At 71.9% G+C, this 15,861-nt stretch carries 13 protein-coding genes; 4 read left to right on the top strand and 9 right to left on the bottom strand.

Annotated features, from left to right (window positions below; translation table 11 throughout):
* Positions 1-140: 140 nt before the first annotated feature.
* The 6 genes from ACIDOF_RS28045 to lnt all read right to left on the bottom strand — a co-directional run bounded on the left by ACIDOF_RS28045 (position 141) and on the right by lnt (position 8,608).
* Entirely contained in the window at positions 141-2,054 is a 1,914-nt protein-coding gene (locus ACIDOF_RS28045) for a helix-turn-helix domain-containing protein (RefSeq protein ID WP_409008908.1), read from the bottom strand.
* A 100-nt stretch (positions 2,055-2,154) separates the two neighbouring features.
* Complete coding sequence (locus ACIDOF_RS28050; protein ID WP_409008909.1) at positions 2,155-2,973, bottom strand: 3-hydroxybutyrate dehydrogenase; 819 nt, start codon at positions 2,971-2,973, stop codon at positions 2,155-2,157.
* A 224-nt stretch (positions 2,974-3,197) separates the two neighbouring features.
* On the bottom strand, positions 3,198-4,661 hold the full coding sequence (pntB, locus tag ACIDOF_RS28055) for a Re/Si-specific NAD(P)(+) transhydrogenase subunit beta (protein ID WP_409008910.1): 1,464 nt from the start codon (positions 4,659-4,661) through the stop codon (positions 3,198-3,200).
* Position 4,662: 1 nt separating this feature from the next.
* Positions 4,663-6,198 (bottom strand): Re/Si-specific NAD(P)(+) transhydrogenase subunit alpha, encoded by a 1,536-nt coding sequence (locus tag ACIDOF_RS28060; protein ID WP_409008911.1) that lies wholly within the window; start codon positions 6,196-6,198, stop codon positions 4,663-4,665.
* A gap of 247 nt (positions 6,199-6,445) precedes the next feature.
* Positions 6,446-6,925 (bottom strand): NUDIX hydrolase, encoded by a 480-nt coding sequence (locus ACIDOF_RS28065; RefSeq protein WP_409008912.1) that lies wholly within the window; start codon positions 6,923-6,925, stop codon positions 6,446-6,448.
* A gap of 66 nt (positions 6,926-6,991) precedes the next feature.
* Positions 6,992-8,608, bottom strand: coding sequence for an apolipoprotein N-acyltransferase (gene lnt / locus ACIDOF_RS28070; protein WP_409008913.1), 1,617 nt, complete (start codon positions 8,606-8,608; stop codon positions 6,992-6,994).
* A gap of 252 nt (positions 8,609-8,860) precedes the next feature.
* On the opposite strand from lnt, the gene ACIDOF_RS28075 reads away from it, so the two are divergent.
* Positions 8,861-9,943, top strand: a complete 1,083-nt coding sequence (locus ACIDOF_RS28075) for an O-antigen ligase family protein (RefSeq protein WP_409008914.1) — start codon at positions 8,861-8,863, stop codon at positions 9,941-9,943.
* Between the two features lie 88 nt (positions 9,944-10,031).
* Here ACIDOF_RS28075 and ACIDOF_RS28080 read toward each other — a convergent pair whose 3' ends face one another.
* Both ACIDOF_RS28080 and ACIDOF_RS28085 read right to left on the bottom strand, forming a co-directional pair.
* On the bottom strand, positions 10,032-10,592 hold the full coding sequence (locus ACIDOF_RS28080; RefSeq protein WP_409008915.1) for a hypothetical protein: 561 nt from the start codon (positions 10,590-10,592) through the stop codon (positions 10,032-10,034).
* A 73-nt stretch (positions 10,593-10,665) separates the two neighbouring features.
* Positions 10,666-11,451: a glutamate racemase gene (locus ACIDOF_RS28085; RefSeq protein ID WP_409008916.1), complete on the bottom strand. Its 786-nt coding sequence runs from the start codon at positions 11,449-11,451 to the stop codon at positions 10,666-10,668.
* Between the two features lie 58 nt (positions 11,452-11,509).
* On the opposite strand from ACIDOF_RS28085, the gene ACIDOF_RS28090 reads away from it, so the two are divergent.
* Positions 11,510-12,760, top strand: coding sequence for a glycosyltransferase (locus tag ACIDOF_RS28090; protein ID WP_409008917.1), 1,251 nt, complete (start codon positions 11,510-11,512; stop codon positions 12,758-12,760).
* A gap of 21 nt (positions 12,761-12,781) precedes the next feature.
* Here ACIDOF_RS28090 and ACIDOF_RS28095 read toward each other — a convergent pair whose 3' ends face one another.
* The gene (locus tag ACIDOF_RS28095; protein ID WP_409008918.1) at positions 12,782-14,032 is read right to left on the bottom strand and encodes a TerD family protein; all 1,251 of its coding nucleotides are present in this window, start codon (positions 14,030-14,032) and stop codon (positions 12,782-12,784) included.
* Positions 14,033-14,329: 297 nt separating this feature from the next.
* Here ACIDOF_RS28095 and ACIDOF_RS28100 point away from each other — a divergent pair, with 297 nt between their 5' ends.
* On the top strand, positions 14,330-14,770 hold the full coding sequence (locus tag ACIDOF_RS28100; RefSeq protein WP_409008919.1) for a DUF6643 family protein: 441 nt from the start codon (positions 14,330-14,332) through the stop codon (positions 14,768-14,770).
* Between the two features lie 48 nt (positions 14,771-14,818).
* Positions 14,819-15,643 carry an MOSC domain-containing protein gene (locus ACIDOF_RS28105; RefSeq protein ID WP_409008920.1) on the top strand — a complete coding sequence of 275 codons (825 nt, stop codon included), beginning with the start codon at positions 14,819-14,821 and terminating at the stop codon, positions 15,641-15,643.
* The last annotated feature ends 218 nt before the right edge of the window (positions 15,644-15,861 follow it).

The following is a 15,861-nucleotide window of genomic DNA, read 5'->3' on the forward strand; positions in this document are numbered from 1 at the left end:
ACCCGCGTGAGCCGCGCCGCGCCCCGCACCGCCTCCCTCCACCCGCCCCGCCGGGCTCGACCGGTCACCCCGACCGTCGAACCGGACGGGGCGGAGGCATTCCCGGCGCTCCCGACGTCCGCGGCAGGAGCTGGACCGCCCTACCGCTCGACCGCCGCCCCCAACCGATGCAGTCGCAGGGCGAGTTGGATCTCCAGCGCTCTGGACGGGCTCTGCCAGTCGTCCCCGAGCAGCCGACCTATTCGCTCCAGCCGCTGCGCGACCGTGTTCACGTGCACATGCAGCCGGTCCTTCGTACGGGCCGGGCTCATCCCCGAGTCGAAGTAGGCGTCGAGGGTGCGCACGAGGTCCGTGCCGCGCCGCTCGTCGTACGCCACGACGTCCCCGATCGTGCGGCTCACGAACCCGGATATGTCCCGGCCGTCCGACAGCAGCAGCCCCAGGAAACCGAAGTCCTCCGTGGCCGCGCCCTCCCCCGTACGCCCGAGGAGCCGCAGCGCGTCCACGCAGCGCCGCGCCTCCGCGTACCCCACGGAGATCGCCTCGGGCTCGGCCGCCGGCGCGTGCACCGGGCCGGAGGCTCCCACAGTGACCGGCTCCCGTGCCGCCGCGCCGAGGGACTTCGCGGCCTCCTGCGCCAACTCGGCTGCCGTGCAGGGATGTTCGACCGGGAGCAGCAGGACCGTACCCCCGTTGCGCTCCGCGGCCAGGCCGTGCCGGGTGGCCGCCAGGTGCGAGGCGGCGGCCCAGAGTCGACCTCGGGCCGCGCCTTCCGGGTCTCCGGCCGTCGCACCCGAGCCGAGGTGCGCGGCGAGCACCACGTGCGGTGCGTCCAGGTCGGCCTGCAGCCGCGCCGCACGTTCGCGCAGGAGCCGGGGGTCGTGGTCGCGGCCGTCCAGGAGGTCGTCGAGGAGCTCCCCGCGCACCCGACGCTCGGCCTCGCCCGCGGAGCGGCGCGCGAGCAGCAGGAGCGAGGTCACCATCGCGGCCCGCTCCAGGGTGCGCTGGTCGACCGGGTCGAGCGCGGGGTGGCCGCGCATGACGAGCGCGCCGAGCAGTTCGCCGCCGGCCGCGACCGCCGCGATCCAGTCGTCCCCGTGCTGCACCGCGTGGCCGTCCGCGCGGGAGCGTTCCAGGGCCTGGGCGGGGGCGTGGGCGCTGTCCCTGAACTCGACGGTGCCGTCCAGGACTTCGGACACCGCGGCCGCCACGTCCTGCACACCGCCGCCGCGCAGGACGAGTTGGGCCAGGCGGTCGTGCACGTCGGAGGCGCGCTCGATGACGCCGCTGCGGTCCCGGATGATGTCGCTGGCGCGTTCCAGATCGGCGAGCGCCGAACGCGTCTCCGCCAGGAGGTTCGCCGAGTCGATGGCCGCGGCGGCGAGCGCGGCGAACGAGCGGACCAGGGCGATCTGCTCCCGTTCGAAGACCCGCGCCCGGCGGTCGGCCGCGAACAGCACGCCGATCACTTCGGTGCCGAGCAGCAGGGGCACGCCGAGGATGGCGACGAGGCCCTCGTCCTGGACGGCCGTGTCGATGGACTGGGTGTGGCGGAAACGCTCGTCCCGGAAGTAGTCGTCCGTCACATAAGGGCGGGCCGTCTGGGCGACGAGGCCGCCGAGCCCCTCCCCCATGCCGAGCCGCACCTGCTGGAACCGGGCGGACACCGAGCCTTCGGTGACCCGCATGTAGGTGTCGCCCGCGACCGGATCGTTGAGCGACAGATACGCGACGTCCGTGCCGAGCAGCGAGCGGGCACGGTGCACGATCGCCTGCAGCACCTCGTCGAGATCCCGCAGTCCCGCCAGGTCGTGGGCGGTCTCGAACAGCGCCGACAACTCCGCCTCGCGGCGCCTGCGCCCCTCCAGCTCGGCGCGCACCCGCAGCGCGAGGAGCTTGGCGTGTTCGAGCTCGGCGATCCGCTCGGCCGACGCGCCCTCGGCGCGGGCCAGCCGCACGGGCTGCTCGTACGCCTCGGCGTCGGCGTCCCGTGCGAGCAGCGCGAGGAAGGGGGCCTCCGCACTCACGGCGGTCGGCGGGTGGTCGATGGACATGAGGACAGCATGACCGACGCGGCCGACATCACCGCCAGGCCTGTGGATAACTCCCTTCCGCCCCAGGTCAGCGGAGTGCGGACCGTGCGAGGGCCGGAGGTCAGTGCGCCGTCCAGCCGCCGTCGATGACCATCGACGTGCCGGTGACGAACGCGGCCTGCGGGGCGCACAGGTAGGCCACCGCTTCGGCGACCTCCGCCGGCTCGATCAGCCGCTTCACCGCGCTGTCGCGCAGCATCACGTCCCTGAGCACCTGCTCCTCGGGGATGCCGTGCGCGGCCGCCTGATCGGCGAGCTGCTTCTCCACGAGGGGCGTGCGGACGTAGCCGGGATTCACACAGTTCGAGGTCACGCCGTGCGGTGCACCTTCGAGCGCCGCCGTCTTGGAGAGCCCTTCGAGCCCGTGCTTGGCGGCGACGTACGCCGATTTGTACGGCGAAGCGCGCAGCCCGTGCACCGACGACACATTGACGACGCGTCCCCAGCCCTGCGCGTACATGTGCGGCAGCGCGCCGCGCAGCAGGCGGAACGGCGCCTCCAGCATCACGGTGAGGACCGTGTGGAAGACGTCCGGCGGGAACTCCTCGATGGGGCGGACGAGTTGGAGTCCTGCGTTGTTGACCAGGATGTCGGCGCCCGCGGCCGCGCGTTCGGCTGCGTCGAGGTCGGTGAGGTCGAGCGGGCGGGGCTCGATGCTGCCGCCGCCGTCCACGTCCTCGTGGGCGAGCGTGCCGAGGCCGTCGACGTCCCGGTCCACGGCCCTGACCCGCGCCCCTGCCGCGGCGAGGCGCAGCGCGCAGGCGCGGCCGATGCCCGACGCGGCGCCGGAGACCAGTGCGGTACGGCCGGACAGGTCGACGGCGACGGTACGGCCTGCCGGAGCGTCGAGCGGGCTGCGGGTGATCGGTGAGGCGCTCATGCAGGCACCCTAGGCAGCACTTCCGACCGCCCCCATGTGGTCAGAACCCATACTTCGACCCTCAGAGCTGGGCTCGGACCATGTGCGGAGGACGGGCCGTACGAGCGGAGCCCCGTATAAAGCAGCCGACGCTACAAGGCGGCGGGCCGGCGCGCGCTCACTCGGCACGCACCGGCCCGCCGCCCCAGCGCACTCCTCAGGCATGCGCAGGCTCACGCGGAGGGCTATTTCGCCGCAGCCCCGCTGTCCGCATGACGCACACCGCGCTCGGTCAGCGCCGCGACGATGTCCTCGACCCGGTCCTTCGCGTCGCCGAACAGCATCGCCGTGTTGTCCCGGAAGAACAGCGGGTTCTGAACTCCCGCGTAGCCGGAGGCCATCGACCGCTTGAACACGATGACCTTGCCCGCGTTCCACACATTGAGCACCGGCATCCCGGCGATCGGACTGCCCGGGTCCTCCGCCGCGGCCGGGTTGACCGTGTCGTTCGCACCGATCACCAGGACGACGTCCGTGTCGGGGAAGTCGTCGTTGATCTCGTCCATCTCCAGGACGATGTCGTACGGCACCTTCACCTCGGCGAGGAGCACGTTCATGTGCCCCGGCAGACGACCCGCGACCGGATGGATGCCGAACCGCACGTCCACACCGTTCGCGCGCAGCTTCGACGTGAGTTCCGCGACCGGGAACTGCGCCTGGGCGACCGCCATCCCGTACCCGGGAGTGATGACCACCGACCGCGCGGTTTCGAGGAGTTCGGCGACCTCGTCGGCGGTGATCTCGGTGTGCTCGCCGTAGTCCACGTCCGATCCCGACGGCGCCTCGATGCCGAAGCCGCCCGCGATCACGGACAGGAAGGAGCGGTTCATCGCCTTGCACATGATGTACGAGAGATACGCACCGGAGGAGCCGACCAGGGCGCCCGTCACGATCAGCAGGTCGTTCTCCAGAAGGAAGCCGGAGGCCGCCGCGGCCCAGCCCGAGTAGCTGTTGAGCATCGACACCACGACCGGCATGTCACCGCCGCCGATCGACGCCACCAGATGCCAGCCGAGGGCGAGCGCCACCAAGGTGACGACGATCAGCAGCCACAGGGCGGGCGCGATCGTGAACCACACCGTCAGCGCGACGAACAGCACCAGCGCACCGACGTTCAGGGCGTTCTTGCCGGGCAGCATCAGCGGCTTGGAGTTGATCTTCGCGGAGAGCTTCAGGTTGGCCACGATCGAGCCGGTGAACGTCACCGCGCCGATGAACACCCCGATGAACACCTCGGCGTGGTGGATGCCCAACGTGCCCAGCGCGTCGAGGGACTTGGCCTCCGCGCCGCCCGGGTCGTTCTCCACCGACAGGAAGCCGTTCCAGCCGACGAGGACGGCCGCCAGACCGACGAACGAGTGCAGCAGCGCGATCAGTTCGGGCATGCCGGTCATCTCCACGCGGCCGGCCCGCTGCAGGCCGACGGCCGCGCCGATCAGCATGGCGACGGCCAGCAGCGCGATGCTCGCGTAGCTGAGGTGGTCGGAGACCGCGAGCACGACCGTCGCGATCAGCGCGACGCCCATGCCGAGCATGCCGAAGGCGTTGCCGAGCCGCGCCGACTCGTGCTTGGAGAGCCCGGCGAGGGCCAGGATGAACAGCAGGGCCGCAATGAGGTAGGCCGCCTGGGCGGCGATGGTCGCAGACATCTCAACTCCTGCTGAACATGCCGAGCATGCGCCGCGTCACCGCGAAGCCGCCGACGATGTTGATGGTGGCCAGAAGGATCGCCACGAACGACAGGACCATCACGGCGGTGCTGGACGAGTGCCCGATCTGCACCATCGCGCCCACCACGATGATCCCGGAGATCGCGTTCGTGACCGACATCAGCGGCGTGTGCAGCGCGTGATGCACGTGCCCGATCACATAGAAGCCGATCACGATCGCCAGCACGAACACGGTGAGGCGCGGCAGCAGCGCGGGCGGCGCGAACGCCGCGGCGAGGAACAGCGCGAGCGCCCCGAAGGCCACTCCGCCGAACTTCTGCGCCGCCGTCATCGGCTTCTTCTCCGGCTTCGCCGGTGCCTTCTCCTGTGCGGCAGCGGCGGCGGGCGCCGGGGCCGCCGACACCTGCACGGGCGGAGGCGGCCACGCCAACTCCCCTTCCCGTACGACGGTGATGGAGCGCTGCACCGGGTCGTCCCAGTCCAGGACCAGCTGGGCGTCCTGGTCCGGCGTGAGGAGCTTCAAGAGGTTGACGAGGTTCGTGCCGTACAACTGCGAGGCCTGGGCGGGCAGTCGGCCCGCCAGATCCGTGTAGCCGATGATCGTCACGCCGTTCTCGGTGACGATCTTCTCGCCCTTCACCGTGCCTTCGACGTTGCCGCCGTTGGCCGCCGCCATGTCGACGATCACCGAGCCGGGCTTCATCTCCGCCACCATCTCGGCGGTGATGAGCCGCGGTGCGGGGCGGCCCGGGATCAGGGCGGTGGTGATGACGATGTCGACCTCACGGGACTGCGCGGCGTACAGCTCGGCCTCGCGCGCCTTGTAGTCGTCGCCCATCTCCTTCGCGTAGCCCGTCGCCGAGACTTCCGCCTCCTGCGACTCGATGGACAGGTATTCGCCGCCCAACGACCGGACCTGCTCGGCCACTTCGGGCCGCGGGTCCGTCGCCCGCACCACCGCGCCGAGCGAGCCCGCCGCGCCGATCGCCGCGAGGCCCGCGACGCCCGCGCCCGCGACCAGGACCTTGGCCGGCGGCACCTTGCCCGCCGCCGTCACCTGCCCGGTGAAGAACCGGCCGAACTCGTGCGCCGCCTCGACCACCGCGCGGTACCCGGCGATGTTCGCCATCGACGACAGCACGTCCATCGACTGTGCCCGGCTGATCCGCGGCACCGCGTCCATGGAGAGCGCGGTGAACGGCCGACGCCCCAACTCCTCGACCATCTCGCTGTCGAAGGCCGGCGAGAACAGGGCGATGACCGTCGCCTCCGGCCGCACGCCGTCGAGCTGCGCGGGGCTGGGCGCGTTCACGCCGAGCACCACGTCGGCGGCCGTCGCGTCGCCGATGTGCGCCCCCGCTGCCTCGTACGCACGGTCGGCGAAGCTCGCCGCGAGGCCCGCGCCCGCGTCGACCACGACCTCGTAACCCAGCTTGCGGATCTGCTCGACCGTGGTCGGCGTCGCCGCGACGCGGCTCTCGCCCGGCCGTGCTTCTTTGAGGACTCCGACGATCACAAGAGGTCTCCGTTCGCTGTTCTTGCCGTCATCGGCCTGCCTCCAACTCGACTAGAAGTGCGCATGGGTGGGCACCCGGATCCGGGCATGGAGGTGCACCGCCCGCCGCGATCGGGATCAGGGGCCACTTCACCCCGCGAGCCGCTCCCCGAGGAAGAGTTCAGAGCCGAATGTCGTGAACACAACATCCACTTGCGCAACACCGAGGCAGGCCCTTGGGGGACCGCAACCGCCGGAGTCGCCGTGTTCATCCCCTGGGCATCCCCTCGAACCAGGTGGGGCCGTCCTCCGTCGCCATCTTGATGCGCTGCGTGCCGAATTCCTCGAGCGGCGGCAGCGAGTCGAGGTCGAACCAGCCCACTTCGAGCGATTCGTCGTCGTTCACCCGCGCCTCGCCGCCGGTCGCCCGGCAGCGCAGCGTGATGTCCAGGAACTGGCAGATGTCGCCGTTCGGATACTGGATCGGTTCGCGCGTCTCGACGAGGACGATCCGCTCGACCTCGCAGTGCACGGCGGTCTCCTCGTAGACCTCGCGCACCGCACACGCCGCCGGCTGCTCGCCGGGCTCGGGGATGCCGCCGATGACCGCCCAGTTCCCGGTGTCGGAGCGGCGGCCGAGCAGGACTCTGCCCTCGTCGTCGAAGACGATCGCGGTGACGCCCGGCAGGAACAGGAGCTGGTTGCCCGCCGAGGCTCGGATCTCACGAAGGAACTCAGGAATCGCCATGTCGTCGACCCTAACCGGGACGTACGACACTCCCGGCGGCGCGCGGGAGCGCCTGCCGGGGGCGCGTCAGGACTCCGTGCGCCGGGCCTTGATCGACCGCGCCACGGCGAACCCGAGACCGCCCACGCCGAGCGCGACGATCAGCGCCTCCGGCCAGGCGCCCACGCGGGTGGCCACGGTCAGCGACGTCCGCTTGGGCACCTCGGCGACGAGCGTGGCGGGCACGAACAGCCCGGTGTCCTGGGCGATCGACCCGTCGGGGCGGATCACCGCGCTCACGCCGCTCGTGACCGGCACGAGCACCGCGCGCCCGTGCTCGACGGCGCGCACGCGGTCCATGGCGAGCTGCTGGTACGTCATCTGGCTGCGCCCGAAGGTCGCGTTGTTGCTCGGCACGGACAGCACCTCGGCCCCGGCCTGCACCTGATCCCGCACGACCCCGTCGAAAGCCGCCTCGTAACAGGTGACCGGCCCGATCCCGGTGCCCGCCATGTCGAACACCACCGGCTCGTCACCGGGGACGAAGCTGCCCGCGCGGTCCACGTCGGAGCTGAAGATCCGGAAGAAGCTGCGGTACGGCATGTACTCCCCGAAGGGCTGCAGCTGCCGCTTGTCGTACACCTCTCCGGGACCGGTCTTCGGGTCCCAGAGGATCTGGCGGTTGCGCGCGGTGCCGTCCTCGGCGGTCACCACGGCGCCCACGGAGATGGGCACTCCGACGGCCTTGGCCGCCTTGTCGATCTCGGCGTACGCGTCCGGGTTCGCGTAGGGGTCGATGTCCGAGGAGTTCTCCGGCCACACCACCAGGTCGGGCTTGTTCTCGGCGTCGGCGAGCTTCATGGTCTCGCGTACGTGGTAGTCGAGGACGGCCCGCCGCTGCGCGTTGAAATCGAGCCCCATACGGGGCACGTTTCCCTGGATCACGGCCACCCGCGCGGTGCCGTTCTCCGCCTCGTCGGACATCGTCGGCAGCACCCCGGCCCCCGCGACCACGGGGGCCACGGTCAGCGCCGCCGCGGCGATCACCCCCCGGTCCCGCACTCCGCGTACGGCGACGAGTCGGCGCACCAGCGCGGCGAGCGCGAAGCCGCAGAGCACCACCGCGAACCCGAGCAGGGGCGTGCCGCCGATCGACGCCAGCGGCAGGAACGCACCACTGGGCTGACCGAACGCGACCTTGCCCCAGGGGAAGCCGCCGAACGGGAATCGGGCCCGCAGCGCCTCGTCGACGATCCACACCGCCGCCGCCCAGAGGGGCCACGCGGGCAGCCGCGTCACGAAGGCGATGCCGGCCGCCCCCACTGCGACGAAAACCGCCTCCGTGACGGCCAGCGCCAGCCACGGCAGCGGGCCCACGTCGACGCCCGTCCACGACAAGAGCGGCAGCAGGAAGCCGAGCCCCATGAGCAGGCCCAGGCCGAATCCGGCCCGTGCCCGGCGCCCGTGCACGGCGAGGCCGAACAGCGCGAAGGAGATCGGGGCCAGCCACCAGAGCTCACGCGGCGGGAACGTCGCGTACTGGAGCAGTCCCGCGGCGACGGCGGCCGCGGGGCGCGCGAACCGCCGCAGCAGCTTGTCCCGCGTGGAACGCTCGGGCTCCTGCTCCTGCGGTCCCGGCACATCGGTGGAGGTGGAGGTGGTGGTGGCTGTCACCTCGCGGAGTCTACGGCGCAGCCCTGACATACCGACATGGTGGTCCAGCGAGGCCGACCGGCTCTCATCGGCATCGGGCACCACGCGCGCGTGCCTCGTCCGGCACCACGCGCGCGTAGTGCCCGACAGCCCGCGCACAGTGCTCGACGAGCCACGGCATCCCCGCATTAGGGGCACACATCCGCATGGCAGCCATTACCGTTGGCCGTGCTTCTGACCGGGAGTTCTGCGGATCGCCCGAGGTCGTCAGGGGCGGTCGGGGGCGACGGGGGGGGACAGCCGATGACTTCTGTGACGGCGCATGTCGACGACAGCCGGTCCACGCCCCGCGCGGTGGCCGATGTCGCGGGCATGACGATCCTCGGCTGCTGCGCGTTATGGGCGTTGATCACGGCGACGGCACGCGGCGGCCGTCCCGAGGGCGTGCTGCTCGCTGTCCTGGCCCTCGCCGCCGGGTACGCGTGCGGCCGTATCGGCGGTGCGGTGTTCCCCGTCGGCGCCTGCGCCGCCGCCGCGCTCGCCTGGCTCGGCCTCGCCGTCAACGCCTCCCCGACCGTGTCCAGCACCGACCCCACACGTACCGCGCTGTCCGGCGTCGGCGGTTCACCGCTCGACTCGCCACTCGGCCATACGAGCCCCGCGGCGTCACTGCTCGTGCTGTCGGCCGGTGCTGCCTGTTGTGCGGCCTGGGCGACGGGCTGGCTCCTTGTGCGGCTGGCGCTGCGGCTGCTCGCGCTGTGTGCCGCGGTCGTGGCGGCTGTGCTCGGTTCGGCGGCCGGTCTCGTCGGCTGCGTCGCGATTCTGCTGTGCTCCCTCGCCGCGGAGCGCTTCAACCACCGGGGACGGGTGCTGACCTGCCTGGGGCTGGCGGCAGGGCTGCTCGTGGGGACGACGTGGGCGGTGGCCGCCTCCGCCCTGCCCACCGGTCTGACGGACGCCCTCACGGACCGGCTCACCGGCCATCGCGTCGCCCTGTGGCACGACGCCCTGCTCCTCGCGCAGCGCGACCCGGTGCTCGGCGTGGGCCCCGGCCGGTACGCGGAGTTCAGCGTCGCCGCCCAGCAGGCGCTGCACTCCGATGCCAGGCCGCACTCCGCGCCGCTGCAGCTCGCCGCCGAGCAGGGTGTCGTCGGAGTCGTCCTCCTCGGCACCGCGTTCTGCTGGCTGCTGCACGCACTGTGGCGCTCGTCGCGGTCGACACCGCTCGTGCTGACGGCGGGCCTCGCCCTGACCGCGGTCGCGGCTACGGCCGCCGTGGGGAACACGCTGAGCTTCGCCGCGGTGACCGTGGGAGTGGGTGTGCTGGCCGGCCTGGCGACGGCCCAACCGCTGCCGGACGGCGACCCGCCGAATCCAGCTCAGTGACCGCCAAATCCAGCTCAGCGACGACGAAATCCGGCTCAATTGCAGTCAGTGCCAGGGAGACCGATTCCGGCTCGGCGGAGCGGCGGCCTCAGACCCCCGCCGCGGGCCCCGTCGAACGCATCCGCAGCCGGTCGCGGATGACGCGTACCGCCGACTCGGCGTCGTCGACGGTGACCGTGAACTTGTGCCCGTCGCCGAGGTTGAGCACCACCGCCTCGCCGCGCCGCACGATCACAGCGGTGCCCTTCTCCGGCCGCCAGCGGTACCCCCAGCCGCCCCACTGGCGCGGGCACACCTGCGGCGCGAAGTCGGCGGCCACGATCTGCGACAGCGGAATGCGGCGGCGCGGCACGCCGATGTGCCCGCAGCGCACTTCGAGCGAGTCCTTGTCGACGCGAACGGCCACCTGGACGAACGCGAGGGTGCCGAACAGCATGAGGAGTCCGGCGCCGACGCAGCCCACGACGGCCATGACCAGCGGTGTGAGGCCGTTCGTCCAGGACGAGTCGACGGCGAGCTGGATCCCCAGCGCCATGCACGCGGCGCCCACGAGGGCCAGCAGCCACTGCATGCGATTCGTGGCGTGTCCGGTCCAGACTTCCGGCGGGGGCTCATCGGCGCCCCGCGCGGTGTGCGGGTGGTGCCTCATACCAGCAGGCTACTCGTGTCCCGCTGCGCAGGCAGAAGCTCACCGAGCGTGAGAACCGCCCGCCCCGGGGCGGTCAGCGGGCCGGGCTGAGCTGCCCGAGCAGGCGTCCCTCGGCGTAGTTCAGGGCCGCTGCGGGCAGGGCGCCCTCACGGCCGCTGAGGAGCACGGTGAGCGACCCGGTGGGCTCGGCGTCCGGCTGGGCGGAGGCGCCGATGCGGCGCAGCGCCTGGGCCGCGACGGCGCCCGCGCTGCCGTGGAAGACGAGCGGCGGCTGCCCGGGCCGCTGCAGGGCGGCGCGGATACGCTCCGCGACGAGCTCGTAGTGGGTGCAGCCGAGGACGACGACCTCGACCTTGCTGGGCGTGAGCGCGGCGGCAGCGGCGACGGCCTTGTCGATCGCGTCCTCGTCGGCGTGCTCGACCGCGTCGGCGAGACCCGGGCAGGGCACCTCGGTGACGTCGACGCCGTCCGCGAACTCGCGGATCAGCCCGCGCTGGTAGGGGCTGCCGGTCGTGGCGGGCGTGGCCCAGATCGCGACCGGTCCCCCACCGGCGGCCGCCGGCTTGATCGCCGGCACGGTGCCGATCACCGGAAGCTGCGGCTCCAGCTTGGCGCGCAGCGTCGGCAGGGCGTGCACGGAAGCGGTGTTGCAGGCGACGATCAGGGCGTCGGGCCCCAGCGCCGCGGCTGCCTCGGCGGCCTGGAGTGCGCGCTTCGTGAGGTCCTCGGGCGTACGCGGTCCCCAGGGCATTCCGTCGGGGTCCGAGGAGATGAGGAGGTCGGCGTCGGGCCGCAGGCGGCGTACCGCCGCGGTGGCCGGGAGGAGTCCGATTCCTGAGTCGACTAGCGCGATCTTCACCCGGTCACCATAGTCGATGGGCCTTGCGGGCCCTGCCCTGTGGGGCAGACTCCCGGGGATGAGCGCCGTTGCGTGGATCGCCCTCGTGTCTCTGGCCGCCTGGCTCTGGCTGCTGCTCGGCCAGGGTCTGTTCTGGCGTACGGACCTGCGTCTTCCGCCGCGCCGCGACCCCGACGACTGGCCGTACGTGTGCATCGTGGTGCCCGCCCGGGACGAGGCGGCCGTGCTGCGGGAGAGCCTGCCGTCGCTTCTCGCGCAGGACTATCCGGGCCGCGCGGAGATCGTCCTCGTGGACGACGGGAGTTCCGACGGGACGGGCCGGCTCGCGCGTGCGCTGGCCGACCGGCACCGGGGCCTGCCGTTGACCGTGACGTCGCCGGGCGAGCCCCCGGCCGGGTGGACGGGGAAGCTGTGGGCGGTGCGGCACGGAATCGCCTGTGCGCGTGCGGCGGCCGACCGGGAACAGGGACCACGCGCGCGTGCGACGGCCCGCGAGTACCACCACGACGCGACCGCGCAGACGCCCGAGTACCTGCTCCTCACGGACGCGGACATCGCTCACGAGCCGGACAGTCTGCGGGAGTTGGTGGCCGCGGCGCGGTCCGGCGGTTTCGATCTGGTGTCGCTGATGGCGCGGCTGCGGGTGGCCAGCGCCTGGGAGCGGTTGATCGTCCCGGCCTTCGTGTACTTCTTCGCGCAGCTGTATCCGTTCCGCTGGGTGGCCAAGAGCAACGGACGCACCGCGGCCGCCGCCGGAGGCTGCGTGCTGCTGCGTACGGAGGCCGCCGAGCGGGCGGGGGTGCCGGAGGCGATCCGGCACGCGGTGATCGACGACGTGGCTCTCGCGGGGGCCGTGAAGCGCAGCGGCGGCCGCATCTGGCTCGGGCTCGCGGAACGCGTCGACAGCGTGCGCCCGTATCCGCGTCTCGCCGATCTGTGGCGGATGGTGTCGCGCAGCGCGTACTCCCAACTGCGGCACAATCCGGCGCTGTTGATCGGCACTGTGCTCGGGCTTGCGGTGGTGTATCTGGCGCCGCCCCTCACCCTCGTCACGGGGCTGGTGACGGATCAGCCGGTGGCCGCGGCTGCGGGTGGAGCGGCGTGGCTGATCATGACGGCGACGTATCTGCCGATGCTCCGCTACTACTGCCAGACGCTGTGGCTGGCGCCGCTGTTGCCGATGACGGCTCTGCTGTATCTCTTCATGACCGTGGACTCCGCCGTCCAGCACTACAGAGGGAAGGGCGCGGCGTGGAAAGGCCGCACCTATAAGCGCCCGGACCGCGCCGAGGCCGCTCCCGATCAGTGAACGCTCTCCCTTTGTGGACCGCTATTTGCGGCCGGGCGTCCAGTTCATGCCCCAGCCGTAGGCGTAGTCGAGGGTGCGCTGCATGCTGACGCCGCGCTCCGGCACCAGGTAGCGGGCCTCCCGCCGCACGACGAGGTCACCGCTTTCCTGGGTGAGGAGGGCGAGGGCGCACACGGTGGACGGGACGGTGCACTCGTCCAGGTGGAAATCGACGGGGGCTCCGTGCTGCGGGGAGAGGGTGACGGTCGCGTTCAGGTCGGCGAAGCTCCGGGCGCCCTCATAGATGGTCACGAAGATGAGAATTCGCTTGAACTGCTGTGCGTGATCGAGGTTGATGGTCAGGTTCTCGCCACTGGTACGCGCCCCGGTGCGGTCGTCCGCGTCGAGCTGGATGTACGGCGGCTCGTGCAGGGCGCCGAAGGTGTTGCCGACCGCCTGGACGACCCCCTTACGGCCGTCGGCGAGTTCGTACAGGGCGCCCAGGTCCAGGTCGAGTCCGGGGGCGGCCATGGCCTGGTTGAGCTTGGCCATCCAGCCCTTCAACTGCTTGCGGACCTGCCAGTTGAGGTTGACGCGCATCGCTCCCGAGGTGCCGCCCTGCTTGGTGAGGGAGACGGCCGGGGCCTCCTTCGTGAGCGTCACCTTGCTGAGGCTGATCGGCTGGGCAGGCGCAGGGGCCGGCGGCGGAGGCGCCATGGGAGCCGGGGCAGGCGCGACGGGCGCTGCGGAGACCGGGGCGGGCGGCGCGTCCTGCGGCTCGTCGACCGCGATGCCGAAGTCCGTGGCGAGGCCCGCGAGTCCGCTGTCGTAGCCCTGGCCGACGGCGCGGAACTTCCACGCGCCCTGCCGCCGGTAGAGCTCGCCGAGCACGAAGGCGGTCTCCACGGTGGCGTCCCCGCTGTCGTAGCGGGCGAGTTCGGCGCCGTTCGCCGGGTCGACGAGGCGGATGTGCAGACCGGGGATCTGCCCGAAGGCGCCGCCGTCCGCGGAGGCGGCGAGCACGACGGTCTCGACATCCGGCTCCACGCGCGCGAGGTCCACGAACAGCGTGTCGGTCACCTGCCCTCCGGCGGGCTGCTTGCCCTCGTGCCGGACCGCTCCCGAGGCGTGCTGAGCCTGGTTGTAGAAGACGAAGTCGCCGTCCGAGCGCACCTTTCCCGCCACGAGGAGCAACGCCGAGGCGTCGGCGTCCGGGACGCCGGGGCCCGAGTGCCAGCCGATTTCGACCCGCACTGCCGGTGCGGGCACCGGAACATTCGATCCTTTGGGCATTGACATGTCCGCCCCCATTGCGAGTCGTCGGTCGGGAAGGGTCATGAACGGCCGCCCGGAAGCGACCGATTAGTTACGGCCAACCTATTCCCCGAGGGTCCGCACGACCCAACCCGGGGGCAGCGAAGATCACTGGTCAACCGCCGGTAACGCGCGCTTTACACGATCAACACCCTCAAGGGCGACCGTTTTTAGCCGAGTTCGCTCGGATTGGGGACGCCCGGTCACTACCGACACGTAAAGCAACCCTCTTATCGGTCTCCCCAACCAGCACATCTTGGGCTTAACTTATGTGCCATGACCTCCCCCCGCTCCACCTATGGCGGCGGTTACTACTCCGCGCCGTCCTTCCCGGACACCCCGATCTATGACTCGCTCGTGGCCGAGCGCGGCACTCCGCAAATCGCCCCGATCCGGGTCCCCTCCGCGTACGACACCGGAAGCAGCCTGCCGGCCCTCCCGTCGGCGCTGCCCGCCCTGCCGGCCGCGCCCTCGCCCCAGTCGTCCTCGTACGGCTATCCGTCCCAGCAGCAGGCGCCGATGCAGCCCGCGCCCGCGCCGCACATCCCGCAGCAGGCCACCGGCCCGCGCGGGTACGGCGGCGGACAGCCGCAGCAGCAGCGGCCGTTCGGCGGCACGGGCTACGAGGCGATGCGACCGGCGGCTCCGCGCCCGGCACCGGCGCCCAACCCGCACGACGACCCGTACTACCGCCAGCACCCCGGCCGCGGGTACTGACGCTCGACCGGCTCCGGGGCTGTCAGTGCCTCCTGGCAGGATGGCCCCATGCCGAACCCAACGCTGCGCTCGATCCACATCCACCCGCTCAAATCGGTGCAGGGGTACGCCACGGCGGAGGCCGTCGTGGAGCCCTGGGGGCTCGCCGGTGACCGCCGGTGGATGGTGGTCGAGCCGGACGGACGGTACGTCACACAGCGCCAGCAGCCGCGGCTCGCGCTGGTGTCCGCCGAACCGCAGCCCGGTGGCGGACTCCGCCTGACCGCTCCGGGCCGTGCGCCGCTCACCGTCGCGGTGCCGGACGCCTCGCGCACCGTCCCGGTCGAGGTGTGGCGGGACAAGGTGGAGGCGGTTCCGGCCGACGAGTCCGCGAGCGCCTGGCTGAGCGAGTGGCTCGACACCGAGATACGCCTGGTCCACATGGACGACCCGACCCGCCGCCGCCCGCTCGACCCGGGGTACGCGCAGGCGGACGAGACCGTCAGCTTCGCCGACGGGTTCCCGCTGCTGCTCGCCGCGCTGTCGTCGCTCGACGCCCTCAACTCCCTGATCGAGCAGGGTGATCATGCCGATGAGGGCCCGCTTCCGATGAACCGCTTCCGGCCCAATGTCGTCGTCGACGGCACCGCGCCCTGGGCCGAGGACGAGTGGACGCGCATCGCCATCGGGGACATCCCGTTCCGCGTCGCCAAACCCTGCGGCCGCTGCGTCGTGACGACCACCGACCAGCGCACCGCAGAGCGCGGCAAGGAGCCGCTGCGCACGCTCGCGCGGCACCGCCGCTTCGGTGACCAGCTGGTCTTCGGCCAGAACCTGGTGCCCGAGACCACGGGCACGATCCGCGTCGGCGATCCCGTGAAGATCCTCGAATAGACCCCGGGCCCCGGGGAACCCGGCAGGATGTGCGAGAGGCCGTCGGCCGTCCAGCCCCGGTCGGCGGCACCACCCAGCAGAAAAGCGACGGCACCCGCAGAATCACCCGCCGATCCGGCCTCCCGGAACCTCCCACCCCGGGATGTGGCCGAAAGCGTCCAGGCGCACACTGGGCAGAAGGCGGTACGGACCCCGGTCGGTGAGAATGCGGCCACCGG

It is taken from the genome of Streptomyces sp. Da 82-17, assembly GCF_046098215.1.
GTDB lineage: Bacteria > Actinomycetota > Actinomycetes > Streptomycetales > Streptomycetaceae > Streptomyces.